The 15516-nt window shown below is 66.3% G+C and carries 14 protein-coding genes and 1 pseudogene; 12 read left to right on the top strand and 3 right to left on the bottom strand.

Going from position 1 to position 15516, the window contains the following annotated elements:
* Positions 1 to 161 precede the first annotated feature (161 nt).
* From G6N42_RS13430 to G6N42_RS13420, 3 genes are all read left to right on the top strand, one after another.
* Positions 162 to 2804, top strand: coding sequence for a glycosyltransferase family 1 protein (locus G6N42_RS13430; protein WP_163730035.1), 2643 nt, complete (start codon positions 162 to 164; stop codon positions 2802 to 2804).
* A 28-nt stretch (positions 2805 to 2832) separates the two neighbouring features.
* Positions 2833 to 3681, top strand: a complete 849-nt coding sequence (locus G6N42_RS13425) for a virginiamycin B lyase family protein (protein ID WP_163730034.1) — start codon at positions 2833 to 2835, stop codon at positions 3679 to 3681.
* Positions 3682 to 3802: 121 nt separating this feature from the next.
* A complete protein-coding gene (locus G6N42_RS13420) occupies positions 3803 to 4558 on the top strand; it encodes an MspA family porin (RefSeq protein WP_174262073.1) in 756 nt (251 codons plus the stop codon).
* On the opposite strand, the gene G6N42_RS13415 is transcribed toward G6N42_RS13420, so the two are convergent.
* The 3 genes from G6N42_RS13415 to G6N42_RS13405 form a co-directional block, all read right to left on the bottom strand.
* Positions 4555 to 5991, bottom strand: a complete 1437-nt coding sequence (locus G6N42_RS13415) for a neutral zinc metallopeptidase (protein WP_163730033.1) — start codon at positions 5989 to 5991, stop codon at positions 4555 to 4557. The genes G6N42_RS13420 and G6N42_RS13415 overlap by 4 nt on opposite strands.
* A gap of 77 nt (positions 5992 to 6068) precedes the next feature.
* Positions 6069 to 8021, bottom strand: a complete 1953-nt coding sequence (locus G6N42_RS13410) for an ATP-dependent DNA helicase (RefSeq protein WP_163737464.1) — start codon at positions 8019 to 8021, stop codon at positions 6069 to 6071.
* Between the two features lie 29 nt (positions 8022 to 8050).
* A complete protein-coding gene (locus tag G6N42_RS13405) occupies positions 8051 to 9394 on the bottom strand; it encodes a nicotinate phosphoribosyltransferase (RefSeq protein ID WP_163730032.1) in 1344 nt (447 codons plus the stop codon).
* Positions 9395 to 9523: 129 nt separating this feature from the next.
* Between G6N42_RS13405 and clpS the strand changes: the two genes are divergently transcribed.
* The 9 genes and pseudogenes from clpS (at position 9524) to G6N42_RS13360 (ending at position 15494) form a co-directional block, all read left to right on the top strand.
* A complete protein-coding gene (gene clpS, locus G6N42_RS13400; protein ID WP_163730031.1) occupies positions 9524 to 9826 on the top strand; it encodes an ATP-dependent Clp protease adapter ClpS in 303 nt (100 codons plus the stop codon).
* A 7-nt stretch (positions 9827 to 9833) separates the two neighbouring features.
* Positions 9834 to 10415, top strand: coding sequence for an oxidative stress transcriptional regulator AosR (aosR, locus tag G6N42_RS13395; protein WP_163730030.1), 582 nt, complete (start codon positions 9834 to 9836; stop codon positions 10413 to 10415).
* Between the two features lie 2 nt (positions 10416 to 10417).
* A complete protein-coding gene (locus G6N42_RS13390; protein ID WP_163730029.1) occupies positions 10418 to 11437 on the top strand; it encodes a P1 family peptidase in 1020 nt (339 codons plus the stop codon).
* Between the two features lie 13 nt (positions 11438 to 11450).
* On the top strand, positions 11451 to 11864 hold the full coding sequence (locus G6N42_RS13385; RefSeq protein WP_163730028.1) for a M67 family metallopeptidase: 414 nt from the start codon (positions 11451 to 11453) through the stop codon (positions 11862 to 11864).
* 24 nt (positions 11865 to 11888) lie between these two features.
* Complete coding sequence (locus G6N42_RS13380; protein WP_163689969.1) at positions 11889 to 12170, top strand: MoaD/ThiS family protein; 282 nt, start codon at positions 11889 to 11891, stop codon at positions 12168 to 12170.
* Positions 12171 to 13142 (top strand): cysteine synthase, encoded by a 972-nt coding sequence (locus tag G6N42_RS13375; protein WP_163730027.1) that lies wholly within the window; start codon positions 12171 to 12173, stop codon positions 13140 to 13142.
* Positions 13133 to 13831: a rhomboid family intramembrane serine protease gene (locus G6N42_RS13370; protein ID WP_163730026.1), complete on the top strand. Its 699-nt coding sequence runs from the start codon at positions 13133 to 13135 to the stop codon at positions 13829 to 13831. Before G6N42_RS13375 ends, G6N42_RS13370 begins: the two co-directional genes overlap by 10 nt.
* Positions 13828 to 14661 carry a glutamate racemase gene (gene murI, locus G6N42_RS13365; protein ID WP_163730025.1) on the top strand — a complete coding sequence of 278 codons (834 nt, stop codon included), beginning with the start codon at positions 13828 to 13830 and terminating at the stop codon, positions 14659 to 14661. The genes G6N42_RS13370 and murI overlap by 4 nt, the downstream gene beginning before the upstream one ends.
* Before the next feature lie 58 nt (positions 14662 to 14719).
* Positions 14720 to 15494: pseudogene (locus G6N42_RS13360) on the top strand (cyclic nucleotide-degrading phosphodiesterase).
* Positions 15495 to 15516: the final 22 nt, after the last annotated feature.

The following is a 15516-nucleotide window of genomic DNA, read 5'->3' as shown; positions in this document are numbered from 1 at the left end:
TTCCTACCACTCCTTCACGCTGCGTTCACCGAGCTCATCAATCGCCTCGTTGCGCCTATACCCACGGTAGTGCGCTGCCCAACCAGGCGGAGGTGAAGCGGTATGGATACCAGCCTGCAGGACGGCGAAACATCAGTAATGTTGAGTCGCGTGATGGCCCGATGAAAGCTCTGAGAAGGTTCACCGTCCGCGCCCATCTGCCTGATCGCATGGAGGCGCTCGAACGGCTTTCGATCAACCTGAGGTGGTCATGGGACAAGCCGACCCAGGACTTGTTCGCGACGATCGACCCAGAGCTCTGGCAGCAGGTCGGATGCGATCCGGTCGCGTTGCTGGGACAGGTCAGCCCCCAACGGCTCGACGAGCTCGCCGCCGACGAATCGTTTGTCCGTCGGCTCGATGAACTGGTCGCCGAACTGGACGATTACCTATCGCGGCCGCTCTGGTACCAGCAGCAACTCGACCAAGGTGCACAGCTGCCCAATGGCATCGCGTACTTCTCGATGGAGTTCGGCGTCGCCGAGGTGCTGCCCAACTACTCCGGTGGTCTGGGCATTCTGGCGGGCGACCACCTGAAATCCGCCTCCGACCTCGGTCTGCCGCTGATCGCGGTCGGACTGCTCTACCGGTCGGGTTACTTCCGGCAGTCGTTGACCGCCGATGGCTGGCAACACGAAAGTTACCCGTCGCTGGATCCGCAGGGGCTGCCGCTGCGCCTGCTCACCGATGCCGATGACAACCCAGTGCTGGTCGAACTCGCGATGCCCGAGGGCAACGAGCTGCGTGCCCGCGTCTGGATCGCGCAGGTCGGCCGAATTCCGTTGTTGCTGTTGGATTCTGACATTCCGGAGAACGACCACGATCTGCGCGGCGTGACCGACCGGCTCTACGGCGGTGACCAGGAGCACCGGATAAAGCAGGAGATCCTCGCCGGCATCGGCGGTGTCCGCGCGATCCGGGCCTTCACCGAGGTCGAGGGGCTGGCTTCGCCCGAAGTGTTCCACATGAACGAGGGCCACGCCGGGTTCCTTGGTGTCGAGCGCATCCGTGAGCTGATCGACGCCGGGCTGGATTTCGACACCGCCCTGACTGTGGTGCGCTCATCGACGGTGTTCACCACGCACACGCCCGTTCCCGCTGGAATCGACCGCTTTCCGGTCGAGATGGTCAAGAGGTACTTCGGCAGCCCAGCCGATGAGCGCTCGCGCGAAGAGCACGGTTCGAGCGGCCCGTCCTCTGAATCTTCGCGGTTGCTGCCCGGAGTTTCGCTGGAGCGCATCATCTGGTTCGGGGCCGAGGACGACCCGTCGAAGTTCAACATGGCGCACATGGGTCTGCGACTGGCCCAGCGGGCCAATGGCGTCTCCCTGCTGCACGGCAAGGTCAGCCGCGGCATGTTCAACGAGTTGTGGCCAGGGTTCGACCCGGGTGAGGTGCCGATCGGTTCGATCACAAACGGCGTGCACGCCCCGACCTGGGCGGCCCCCGAATGGCTTGAGTTGGGCCGCGAACTCATCGGCAACGATGACCTCGGCATGCTGCGCGAGCCAGAGGTGTGGGGTCGGCTGAACGAGGTCGATCCAGGCCACATGTGGTGGATCCGCTCGCAGCTGCGCGCGAAGCTGGTCGAGGACGTTCGTGCGCGGCTGCGACGATCCTGGTTGGAGCGCGGCGCGTCGGAGGCCGAATTGCGCTGGATCGCAACGGCGTTCGATCCGAATGTGTTGACCATCGGGTTCGCTCGACGCGTCCCGACATACAAGCGGTTGACGCTGATGCTGCGCGATCCGGAACGGCTGGAGAAGCTGTTGCTCGACAAGGATCGGCCGCTCCAGCTGATCGTCGCGGGCAAGTCGCATCCGGCCGACGACGGCGGAAAGGCGTTGATACAGCAGGTGGTGAAGTTCGCCGACAGGCCAGAAGTCCGACACCGGATCGCGTTCCTGCCCGACTACGACATGTCGATGGCGCGCCAATTGTATTGGGGATGCGACGTGTGGCTGAACAATCCGCTGCGGCCGCTGGAAGCGTGCGGAACCTCGGGCATGAAGAGCGCACTCAACGGCGGACTGAACCTGTCGATTCGCGATGGCTGGTGGGATGAGTGGTATGACGGCGAAAACGGTTGGGAGATACCGACTGCAGACGGCCTGGCCGACGAAGGGCGGCGCGACGATCTCGAGGCCGCGGCTCTGTACGACCTGATGGAGAAATCCGTCGCCCCCAAGTTCTACGACCGCAACGAACAGGGCGTGCCCGAGCGGTGGGTGGAGATGGTGCGCCACACGTTGATAGCGCTTGGGCCGAAGGTGCTGGCGTCGCGGATGGTGCGTGACTACACCGAGAAGTACTACGCACCAGCCGCCCAATCGCTGCGCAAGACCGTCGAGGCCGGAGCTGACGGTGAACCGTTCGGTGCGGCAAGGGAATTGGCGGCCTACCGGGAACGTGTCGCAGAGGCGTGGCCGAAGATCCAGATCACCGACGTCGACAGCTACGGGCTGCCGGACACCCCGGTGCTCGGTTCCGAGCTGACGCTGACGGCCACGGTCGATCTGGCGGATCTGACACCAGACGAGGTATCCGTGCAGGCGGTACTGGGTCGCGTCGATGCCGGGGACACGCTGGTGGGGCCGGTGACCGTGCCTATGCAGCACACCGGCACCGCCGACGGCGGCAACGAGATCTTCACGACGACAACACCGCTGCCGGTCGCGGGGCCAGTGGGTTACACCGTGCGCGTGCTACCTCACCACCCGCTGTTGGCCGGGGACAACGAGCTCGGACTCGTCACGCTCGCGTGACGACCCGAAGACGAGCGCGAGTCGAGGCGTGACCTCGGCCCTCACGGTCGCGATCGACGGCGGGCCGTATGCGTTGGCTGCCGGTCCCGACGGCGCGATATGGGTGACGCTGGTTCACAGCGGGGCGATCGCACGCGTGTCGTCGAGCGGTGACGTCGAGGTCTTTCCCGCCGCGCCCGCCAGCCGGCCGTCGATCATCACCGCGGGACCAGACGGTGCGTTGTGGTTCACCCGCAACGGCGACGACCGCATCGGGCGCATCAGTACGGCGGGGGAGCTGACCGAGTTCGAGCTGGGTGAGAACAGTGCACCGTACGGGATCACCGTCGGACCCGACCGCGGACTGTGGTTCACGACGATGACGACGGGCGAGGTCCGCCGAATTTCGGTCGACGGCGAGCTGTCTGACCCGCATCCCGTCGGAGGCGCGCCTTCGATGATCGTCACCGGGCCCGACAACGCGCTGTGGTTCACCCTCAACCAACGCAACGCTGTCGGCCGGCTGACACTGTCGGGTGAGCTGACCGTGCGTGAATTACCGACTGCCGCAGCCGGTCCGGTCGGTATCGCGAAGACGCACGACGACGCGATCTGGTTCACCGAAATCCTCGCAGAGCGGCTCGGCCGGATCCCGATGGACGAGGCGATCCAGGAGATCGACCTGCCCGGTAAACCGCACGCGGTGGTCGCTGATCCGGCCGACGGGGTGTGGGTGAGCCTGTGGGGTTCCAGCCAGCTGGCCCGCGTGAGCGCCGACGGCGAGATCGTCACGATCGACCTCCCGCCGGGTAGCGAGCCGCACGGCCTGGCGATCGGTCCGGAAGGCGCGCTATGGGTCGCGCTGGAAAGCGGCTTCGTGGTGCGCATGCCATTTTAGAGACTGCCGCTTGCACGCGGATCGAACGATCTCGCCGACACCTGCTCGGCGCCTGTCGTTGTCGGGTTATGGTCCGAGGTCAGTGCGTTATCAACTGCGACGCCTGGGAAAGGGCTCGGCTGTGACGGTTGGGGAGGTGCTGCGACGCAGCATCACGGTATTTGCCATCGGTGGATTGCTGAGTGCGTCGCACGGAATCGCCGCTGCCCAGCCCCAGCCCGGGCCGCAGCCCGTTGTGGTCGACACGGTGGCGGCCCCGCCGGAAGGCGTGCCGCCACCCCCACCCGTCGACGAGGGACGCGTCGAGTCGACCCCGCCCGCGGTGACCGAAGCGCCCGACGGATGGACGCTCACACTGTCGGCCAAGGACGAGACCCAAGCGCCCATCCCGCCGCTGACGACGGCTTTGTCGTCGCGTGAGTACGTCGTCGGCGGAACCTTCATGGGCGAATTGAGAGGTCCAGAGGAGGAAGAGCCTCCCGGCGGAACCTTGGAGGTCGGGTACGAGATCGGGTGCGGCATCGACATGAGCACGTCAAACGGTGTTTCGCTGACCGGCACGATGGGCTTGAACCCGTCGATCGGGCTGATAGGCATCGACGTCATCTCTCCGGGGATCGACGGCGTCCTGCCCGGGCTGGGAGGAAACCTCGGCGCCGGTGTCACAGTCGGACTCAAGCCCGGCCTGATCAACATCATCCCGGTGACGAAGAAGGATTACACGGGTGCCGACCCATGGGTGATGGTCAGCAAGTTCCGCGTCAAGATCGACGGTTGCGTCGGTGAGTCGTTCATCCGCTCGTATGCGTTCCTCACCAGGTCGACTGCGCAGTCTGAAGCGGTGCTGGCTTGGTACGGCGTGACGAAAAAGATCTAGTCGAACCGCTTGAAGCAGCGCTCCTGATCGCCGAGCACGCCGACGCGGAATGCATCGATCCGTGAGAAGCCCGACGGCACCGATTCGCCGTTGACATCGCTGGCAGCCAAGCCGTTGGTGAGTATCCCCGACACCGCCTCGTCCACGTCACCAGCGGTCAGAACGATGGTGTTCCCGTCGGGAGTGCTGCTGTCCTTCGAGAGTTTGGCGGTCGCGACACCGGTCAGGCATGCGGTGCGCAACGCGGCCTCGGCGTTGTCCAGCGCCACGCCGCCGTGCTCATGCTGGATCGCCTGCATGTATCGCGACATCAGAACCGAATACGCGGCGTTATCACCCTTCGCGTGGGTGACCTCCTCGTCGATCTCGCCCGGAGTACCCATCTCCGCGAGCGCGGGCAAATCGACGGCGATCGTGTTGGTCGCCGGGCAGAACGACACCGGCGGGCTCGGCCGCGCGTCAGGGCAATCGGCGGGTTCGAGGCTGAGCTCTGGCGGGTTCTTCGGACTGAAGACGGTGTTCATCGCGGCGATGACGTCCTGCACCGACTTTTCGGTGATCGCCAGCTCACCCGTGTGATCTTCGGGGAGTAACACGGGCAGGTCGCCACGGCGCTGTTCGATCTCCCGCATGTCGATCGATGCGCAGGCGGCGGCGCCGTCGGTGAACCCGAACTGGAATGCCGATACGCGTTCGAACGCCGAACCGTGTTCGTCGTAGCCGACCATAGGGTCGTCCTCGCTCAACACGGGATCCCGCGACGCGATGACCGCGGCCAGCACATTGTTCAGACCGTCGCCGGTGGACACTGTGAAACGCGGCGAATTGCCCTCGGCCACCCATCGCAGGTAGGCCCCCTCGAAGCAGTCCGCCTGTTGTTCGCTCACCAGGACCGGGGTGTCGTCGTCGACCAAACCGGCCTGGTCTTGAATGGCATGGCCGTATTCGTGTCCGAACACGTCGAGCGCGCTGACGTCGCCGAACTCTTCTGCGAGCGCGGGCAGGAATTCGCCACGGTCCCACCCGATGTTCTTGTCGGGGAAGCAGTAGCCGGCGTTGATGACTCCGAATGTGCTGTCACCACAGAACTCGGTGTCGTCGAAACCATCGGCGTCCCAAGAGACCAATTCCCTGACCGGTCGAAACTCACCGCCGAAAGACTCGCTGTACGCGCCTTCCCAGTATTCCTCGATGTCGCTGATCGCCTGTCGGGCAAGTTGATCGACCGCGTCGTCGTCCGTGCCCTCGACGTCGCGCGTGGGCTCCGGAGCACTCGACCGCAAGCCGCTGGGCCCATCGGTGGCAGGCATACCCGCGACGCTGAACGGGTCGTCGAAGACCGAGACGGCGCTGCCCTGCAGCGTCGTGCTGCACGACGTGACGAACAGCGCCGAGGACACCGCGATCACGGCGACCGCCAACTGTCGGGGCATCGACGCCGCCTTTCGAGGGTCGGCCGGCGGCCCGGGCGGCCCGCACGGGGAATTAGCCGACACGATAGTGAAAGGAATCAGCCCGCGCGTAAGCGTTCGAGCGCCTCGCGGACCCTGACCGAGTCGGTGGTCGCCCAGAACGGTGGCAGCGACGCCCGCAGAAACCCGCTGTACCGCGCGGTGGCCATCCGTGAGTCCAGTACCGCGACGACGCCCTTATCGTCGATGCGCCGCAGGAGCCGGCCGGCGCCCTGAGCCAGCAGCAGCGCCGCGTGGCTGGCGGCGACGGCCATGAATCCGTTGCCACCGCGGGAAGCGATCGCGCGTTGACGTGCCGTCAGCAGCGGATCGTCGGGCCGGGGGAACGGGATGCGGTCGATGAGCACCAACGACAGTGACGGCCCGGGAACATCGACGCCCTGCCAGAGCGACAGGGTCCCGAACAGCGACGTCTCCGCGTCCTCGGCGAAGCGTTTCACCAGCGCCGACGTGGTGTCGTCACCTTGACACAGGACGGGGGTGTCGAGACGGTCCCGCATGATCTCCGCCGCGGCCTTTGCGGCGCGCATCGACGAGAACAGGCCGAGTGTGCGGCCGCCCGCGGCGGTGATGAGCCCGGCGATCTCGTCGAGCTGTTCGGCCGATCCGGTGCCGTCGCGCCCCGGCGGTGGGAGATGTGCGGCGACGTAGAGGATGCCCGACTTTTCATGCTGGAACGGCGATCCCACGTCGATGCCTCGCCACCGGACCTTGTCGTCGTCACCGGCGAGCCCCCACGCCGACGCCATGGCATCGAACCTGCCGCCGATGGTCAACGTGGCGGAGGTGAGGACGGCCGTGGTCTGCTCGAACAGCCGGGTGCGCAACAGACCTGACACCGACAGCGGGGCGACGCGCAGGACCACTCGCGTGCTGCCGCGGTTCTCCTCCCGATCGAGCCACACGACGTCGGTGCGGTCCGGAATGGCCGGCACGAAGGAGTCCAGGATGCGCGACGCGGTGTCTGCCATATCGGTCAGCGCGGTGACCGCCTCGGCGCGCGCGGAGGCGGCTTTCGGGTCGCTCGGACTGGTGTCGATCGCCGATCGAACCCGGTGGGCGGCGTCGCGCAGCGCGGTGAGGTAGGTCGCCATTTCGTCGTCGAGCGTGTCGATCCGTCCCGGTGTGGCGTCGTGGATGACCGACGACAGCGTGGCGGTGGCGGCCTCCAGCCGTTGCGCCAGTTCCTGATCGACCAGCCGACTCGAACGTCGATGCGCGACCGCCATCGACGTCGCCGAGAGTTCGCCGGTGGCCACGCCGGTGACGCGGTCGACGAGTTCGTGTGCTTCGTCGACCACGAGCAGGTGGTGTTCGGGAAGCACGGCCGCATCCGATACGGCGTCGATGGCCAGCAGTGCGTGGTTGGTGACGACGACATCGGCGTGGCCGGCCTTGTCGCGGGCTTTCTCTGCGAAGCAGTCGGTGCCAAACGGACAACGCGACACTCCGATGCATTCTCGGGCGGACACGCTGACCTGCGACCACGACCGGTCGGGCACCCCGGGTGTCAGCTCGTCGCGATCTCCTGTCTCGGTGTCCGACGACCATGCGACGAGCCGCTGCACATCGCGGCCGAGGGCGGACGCCGCCACCGGCTCGAACAGCTCCTCCTGCGGCTGCTCATCCGGTTCGCTCGTCGATCCGTTGTGAATCTTGTTGAGACACAGGTAATTTCCCCGGCCCTTCAGCAGTGCGAACTCGGGGGTGCGGGGCAGTGCGTCGGTCAACGATTCGGCGAGCCGGGGGAGATCACGGTCGACGAGCTGGCGCTGCAGCGCGATGGTCGCCGTCGATATGACGACCGGCTTCTCGGTCTCGACTGCCCGCGCGATCGCCGGCACCAGGTACGCCAGAGACTTCCCGGTCCCCGTGCCCGCCTGGACGGCGAGGTGTTCACCGCTTTCGAAGGCATGGGCCACCGCCTCGGCCATCTCGATCTGGCCGGGGCGTTCTGCACCGCCGAGTGCGCTGACCGCCGTTGCCAGCAGTTCGGTGACGTCTCCGGTCTCGCCCGTGACTACTCCTGGTGACTCGCAGGGGAGATTATGCGGGTGGGAATGGCGGGTTCGCCGCGGGAGAGTTTCAGGCCGTCCCAGGGCAAGCTCAGCAGACCTTCCTTGACACGTTCGCGCGCGGCGGCGACATCGAATTCGGTCGTCGGTTCGCCGTTACGCACGAAGTCGACCATGAGGTCGCGTCCCGACTCGCCTTGTGGTCGCCGACCGAATGGGTACACGACCTCCTCGAGGATCGTCCCCGTGTCCTTACATGTCCGCAACGCTTGCTTGCGGCCGCCGTGAGATTCCTTGTGGCTGCTCCGTTTCTCCACGGGCAGACCGTCTACCTCGACCAGCTTGTAAACCATGCTTGCGGTCGGCGCGCCCGACCCGGTCACCACCGATGTGCCGACACCGTAGATGTCGACGGGCTCGACGCGCAGTGCGGCGATGGCGTACTCGTCCAGGTCACCGGACACCACAATGCGGGTGTTGCGGGCGCCGAGGCCGTCGAGCTGTGCCCGCACCTGCCGGGCGAGCACCCCGAGATCGCCCGAGTCGATGCGGACCGCGCCGAGGTCCTGGCCCGCCACCTCGACGGCATTGGCCACCCCCTGCGTGATGTCGTAGGTGTCGACGAGCAGCGTGGTGCCCACCCCGAGGGCTTCTACCTGGGCCTTGAACGCGGCCTTCTCCCATTCCGACGTTCTTCGCCCAAGCGGCTCATCACCGAGGCCCACTGGCACAACGGTGTACAGCAAGGTGAACGCGTGCGCACTGGTGCCCAGTGCCGGCACACCGTAGGTGCGCTGCGCCTCCAGGTTCGACGTGCCGGTGAAGCCGGCGATGTAGGCGGCGCGCGCGGCGGCGACAGCGGCAAGTTCGTGGGTTCGCCGCGAACCCATCTCGATCATCGTTCGGCCGTCGGCGGCGCTGACCATGCGGGCTGCGGCCGACGCGATCGCGGTGTCGTGGTTGAGGATCGACAACGCGAGAGTTTCCAGGACGACACACTCGCCGAACGTGCCGTGCACACTCAATACCGGCGAACCCGGAAAGTACAGCTCACCCTCGCAATAGCCGTCGATATCCCCGCGGAACCGGTAGTCGGCGAGGAACGCCAGCGTCTCGCGATCGCAGAAATCCGAAAGCGCCGTCAACACGGATTCGTCGAACGTGAACTGTGCCAACGCTTCCACGAATCGGGCCGTTCCGGCGACCACGCCGTAGCGACGCCCTTCGGGCAGCCTGCGGGCGAACACCTCGAACGTCGTCCGGCGGTGTGCGGTCCCGTCGCGCAGGGCGGCGGCGAGCATCGTCAACTCGTACTTGTCGGTGAGTAACGCCGTAGACCCCGGGACCACACCGCAACCGTATCGGCTGGGCGGCCGCTGCCTCGACTCAAATGGTCGGGCACGCGTGTTGCGGCCCCCCGGTGCGATCAGCACGATCCGGCGGACGCATGACCCGACTGTCTCGCTATCCTTGTCCACATGGTTACGCCGGCGAAGGCCCGACCGGGAACTCGCGAGGAACGGGACGTCGCCACTCTCGATGCGACGGATAGCCCGTGGGTGACCCTGGTCTGGGACGACCCGGTCAATCTGATGACATACGTGACGTACGTCTTCCAGAAGCTCTTCGGCTACACCGAGCCGCACGCGACCAAGCTCATGATGCAGGTGCACACCGAGGGTAAGGCCGTGGTGTCGGCGGGCAGCCGGGAGTCGATGGAGGTCGACGTGTCCAAGCTGCACGCCGCGGGCCTGTGGGCGACCCTGCAGCAGGACCGCTGATCCGACTGTGCGCAAATGGAAACGGGTCGACACCGCCGACGGCCCGCGCTTCCGATCGGCCCTGGCCGCTCACGAGGTGTCGCTGCTGCAGAACCTGGCGACGTCGATGGTCGGAATGCTCGACGACCGCGAATCGTCCTCTCCCGCTGATGAACTCGAAGAGATAACCGGAATGCGGACCGGCCACTCGTCGCCTCCGCAGGATGAGACGATGAAGCGGCTGCTACCGGACTTCTTCCGACCGCAAACCGATCATCCGGCCGGCTCCGGCCCCGCCGAGAGTCTCAACAGTGCGCTGCGCAGCCTGCACGAACCGGCGATCATCGAAGCCAAACGTGAAGCGGCACAACGATTGTTGGACACGGTGCCGCAACACGGCGGCAAGTTCGAACTCAGCGAAGATGACGCTCACGCCTGGGCGGCCGCGGTCAACGACATGCGGCTCGCACTAGGCACCATGCTCGGCGTCGCGCAGGATGGCCCTGGCGAACTGCCGCCTGAACATCCGATGGCGGGACATCTCGACGTGTATCAGTGGCTGACGGTGCTGCAGGAGTATCTGGTGCTCGGAATCATGGGCAGGTCATGACCATGGGTGCGATCACGGATGTCGCCGGAATTCGCGTCGGCCATCACCACAAAATCGATTCCGATGCGAACCTCGGTTCGGGGTGGGCCACTGGAACAACTGTCGTTCTGACACCGCCGGGAACCATCGGTGCCGTCGACTGCCGCGGTGGTGCACCCGGCACCCGCGAGACCGATCTGCTCGATCCCATCAACTCGGTGCGTCACGTCGATGCCATCGTGCTCAGTGGTGGCAGCGCGTTCGGATTGGCTGCGGCGCACGGGGTGATGGAGTGGCTGGAGGGGCAGGATCGCGGGGTGGCGATCGAGGGCGGCGTCGTACCCATCGTTCCGTCCGCAGTGATTTTTGATCTTCCGGTCGGCGGCTGGAAGTGCCGGCCGAACGCCGAGTTCGGTCGCGCCGCCGCCGAGAGCGCGGGTACCGACGTGGCCATCGGCACCGTCGGCGCCGGCGTAGGGGCACGCGTCGGGGTGCTCAAAGGTGGTGTCGGCACCGCATCGGTGACGCTCGAGTCCGGTGCGACGGTAGGAGCGATCGTGGTCGTCAACGCCGCCGGTGACGCCGTGGATCCCGCGACCGGGCTGCCGTGGCTCGCCGACCAGATCGAGGAGTTCGGTCTGGTGTCCCCGCCGGCTGATCAGATCGCGGCATACGCCGACCGCCACTCCGAGCTCAGCCCGCTCAACACCACCATCGCCGTGGTCGCGACCGACGCGGTCCTCAGCAAGGCGGGGTGCCGCCGGATGGCCGTCGCCGCCCAGGACGGCCTGGCTCGCACCATCCGGCCGTGTCACACCCCGCTCGATGGAGATACGGTGTTTGCGCTGGCCACCGGAGCCATCGAGGTACCGCCCGATCCGGCGACACCCGCGTCGATGTCGCCGGAGGTGCCCCTGATCACCGCGCTCGGGGCGGCCGCGGCGGACTGCCTGGCTCGCGCGGTGCTGGTCGGCGTGCTGGCAGCCGAGTCGGTCGCCGGAATACCGACGTACCGGGACATGTTGCCCGGAGCATTCGAATGAGAGGCTTTTTACCGTGCTGGTGATCCGAGCGGATCTGGTCGATGCCATGGTCGCCCACGCCCGCGCTGACCACCCCGACGAAGCGTGCGGAGTGATCGCGGGACCGGAGGGGTCCGATCGCCCGGAGCGGTTCATCGCGATGACCAACGCGGAGCGTTCGCCGACCTTCTACCGGTTCGACTCCGGCGAGCAGCTCAAGGTGTGGCGCGCGATGGACGAGGCCGACGAGGCGCCGGTCATCATCTACCACTCGCATACCGCCACGGAGGCGTACCCGAGCCGCACCGACATCTCCTATGCGTCCGAACCGGACGCCCACTACGTCCTAGTGTCGACGCGCGACCCCGACGAGCACGAGCTGCGCAGCTACCGCATCCTCGACGGCGTCGTCACCGAGGAACCCGTCAAGATCGTCGAGCAGTACTAGAACTCTGAAAGGAGTGACCGGCCCATGTCTGTCACCGTGTCGATCCCGACCATCCTGCGCACCCATACCGGCGGCGAGAAGCGCGTCGCTGCCGACGGTGCGACCCTGAGTGCGGTGATCAGCGATCTCGAGGCGAACTACTCGGGCATCTCCGATCGCCTGATGGACAGTGCCAACCCCGGCAAGCTGAACCGGTTCGTCAACATCTACGTCAACGACGAGGACGTGCGGTTCTCCGGAGGGCTGGACACCGCGATCTCCGACGGCGACTCGGTGACGATCTTGCCCGCCGTCGCAGGTGGTTGAGTGACCCGATACGACTCCCTGATTCAGGCGCTGGGTAACACGCCGCTGGTGGGCCTACAGCGGTTGTCGCCCCGCTGGAGCGACGAGGACGGCGCTCCGCACGTGCGGTTGTGGGCCAAGCTCGAGGACCGCAACCCCACCGGCTCCATCAAGGACCGGCCCGCGCTACGGATGATCGAGGATGCCGAGCGGCGAGGTGAATTACAGCCCGGCGCAACGATTCTCGAGCCGACGAGCGGCAACACCGGCATATCGCTCGCGATGGCGGCGCTGCTCAAGGGCTACCAGATGATCTGCGTGATGCCCGAGAACACGTCGATCGAACGACGGCAGCTGCTGGAGCTCTACGGCGCGCGCATCATCTACTCCCCGGCCGAGGGCGGGTCGAACACCGCGGTTGCGCATGCGAAAGAGCTTGCGTTGCAGAATCCTTCGTGGACCATGCTGTATCAGTACGGCAACGAGTCGAATGCCCTTGCGCACTACGAGGGCACCGGACCCGAGCTGTTGGCCGACTTGCCTGAGATCACGCACTTCGTTGCCGGCCTCGGCACCACCGGCACGTTGATGGGGACCGGGCGGTACCTGCGCGAGCACAAACCCGACGTGCAGATCGTGGCGGCCGAACCTCGTTACGGCGAGGGGGTGTACGCCCTGCGCAACATCGACGAGGGCTTCATTCCCGAGTTGTACGACCCGGACGTGCTGACCACCCGCTTCGCCGTCGGCTCCTACGACGCGGTCAAGCGCACCCGTGAGCTCGTCCAGGTGGAGGGCATCTTCGCCGGCATCTCCACGGGCGCGATCCTTCATGCCGCGCTGGGCATGGCCGCCAAGGCGCTCAAAGCGTCGCAGCAGGCTGATATCGCGTTCGTCGTCTGCGACGCCGGGTGGAAGTATCTGTCGACCGGCGCGTACGCCGGTAGCCTGGATGACGCGGAGGACGCGTTGGAAGGGCAGTTATGGGCATGACAGGTTCGGGATATCCGGGGCTGCCGGGGACGCCTGCGGAGCCGAGAAAGCGGCCCGCCTGGATCGTCGGCGGCGTGACGATCATCAGCTTCGTCGTGCTGCTCTGGGTCATCGAACTCTGGGACAACCTGACCAATCATCGCCTGGACAACAACGGCATTCGGCCGCTGGAGAGCGACGGGCTGTGGGGGATCATCTGGGCGCCGCTGCTGCACTCGGACTGGAATCACCTGATCGCCAACACCGTTCCGGCGCTCATCCTCGGCTTCCTGATGACGCTCGCGGGGTTGTCGCGGTTCATCTTCGCCACGGCCATCGTCTGGATTCTCGGCGGCCTCGGCACGTGGCTGCTCGGCAACATCGGCGCGCACTGCCCGTACGTCGGCGTGCGCTGCGAGACCAACCACATCGGCGCCTCGGGGCTGATCTTCGGCTGGCTGGCCTTCCTGATCGTCTTCGGATTCTTCACGCGCAAGATGTGGGAGATCGTCGTCGGCGTCGTGGTCCTGTTGGTCTACGGCAGCGTGTTGTTCGGGGTCCTGCCCGGCACCCCCGGCGTTTCGTGGCAGGGCCACCTGTGCGGTGCGATCGCCGGCGTCGTCGCGGCGTACCTGCTGTCCGGGCCTGAACGCAAGGCGCGTGAACGTCGCAAGGTCGCCGCGAAGAACCCGTACAACCTCACGCCGTGAGTTCTGCAACTGCGCCCGTCGGGATCTTCGACTCCGGTGTCGGCGGGCTGACGGTCGCCCGCGCGATCATCGACCAGCTACCGGACGAAGACATCATCTACGTAGGGGACACCGCCAACGGTCCCTACGGTCCGCTCACCATTCCGGAAATCCGCGGGCATGCGCTGGCGATCGGCGACGATCTGGTGTCCCGCGGTGTCAAAGCGCTTGTGATCGCGTGCAATACGGCGTCGTCGGCGTGCCTGCGCGACGCCCGGGAGCGCTACGCGCCCGTGCCCGTGGTCGAGGTGATCCTGCCCGCCGTCCGTCGTGCCGTGGCCGCCACCCGCAACGGCCGCATCGGCGTCATCGGCACGGAGGCAACCATCGCGTCGGGGGCCTACCACGACGCGTTCGCGGCGGCCCGCGACACTGAGGTCATCGGGGTGGCGTGTCCTCGGTTCGTCGACTTCGTCGAGCGGGGAGTGACGAGTGGACGCCAAGTGCTCGGCCTCGCGGAGGGGTATCTCGAGCCCCTCCAGCGCGCTGAGGTGGACACGCTGGTGCTGGGGTGCACGCACTACCCGATGCTGTCGGGTCTGATCCAACTCGCGATGGGCGAGCACGTGACACTGGTGTCCAGCGCCGAGGAGACCGCCAAGGACTTGCTGCGCGTACTCAGCCAATCAGATTTGCTCCATCCGCATCCGGGAGACGCGGGGCCTGCGGTTCGCCGTCGTTTCGAGGCGACCGGCGATCCTGAGGCGTTCACCACACTCGCGGGTCGGTTCCTGGGCCCGACAATCGACGGTGTTCGCCCTGTTCAGCACACTGTCAAAGTCCAAAAATGAATTCGGTCACGCAAACCAGCGATGTTTTCGTCTTGCGGATGGTGGGCATGGCAAGCTAGTGAGTGTGCGAATCACCGTACTCGGTTGCTCCGGCAGTGTTGTCGGGCCTGATTCGCCAGCGTCCGGCTACCTGGTCACCGCTCCGGACACCCCACCGCTAGTCCTCGATTTCGGTGGCGGCGTTGCTCGGCGCGCTGCAGCGGTACGCGGACCCGAACTCCGTATACGTACTCCTCTCGCATCTGCACGCCGACCATTGTCTTGACCTCCCGGGCCTGTTCGTGTGGCGGCGCTATCACCCGTCGCCTGCGCAGGAGCGCGGCGTGATGTACGGGCCGGCCAATACCTGGGCTCGGTTGGGCGCCGCGTCATCGCCCGAGGGCGGGGAGATCGACGACTTCTCCGACATCTTCGATATCCGGCACTGGGTGGACAACCGCGCGGTAGATCTCGGGGCGCTCAACGTCGTGCCTCGCCTCGTCTGCCATCCCACTGAGTCTTACGGATTCCGGATCACCGACCCGACGGGTGCCACGTTGGTCTATAGCGGTGACACCGGCTACTGCGATGCGCTGATCGACCTCGCCCGCGGAGCCGACGTGTTTCTGTGCGAGGCGTCGTGGACGCATTCCCCGGAGCGGCCCCCGAGGCTGCACCTGTCGGGAACAGAAGCCGGCCGGGCCGCCGCCAATGCGGGCGTCGGCGAACTGCTGCTGACACACATCCCGCCCTGGACGTCCCGTGAGGATGTCATCAGCGAGGCCAAGGCCGAGTTCGACGGTCCGGTGCACGCCGTGGTGTGCGGTGAGTCGTTCGAGGTCGCCAAGTCCTGAGGCCGGACTGCCGGCTCAGCCG

Origin of the sequence: Mycobacterium gallinarum, from assembly GCF_010726765.1 — a bacterium.
Lineage (GTDB): Bacteria > Actinomycetota > Actinomycetes > Mycobacteriales > Mycobacteriaceae > Mycobacterium > Mycobacterium gallinarum.
The sequence above is the reverse complement of the archived record's forward strand: the minus strand, read 5'-3'. Positions and strand labels throughout refer to the sequence as shown.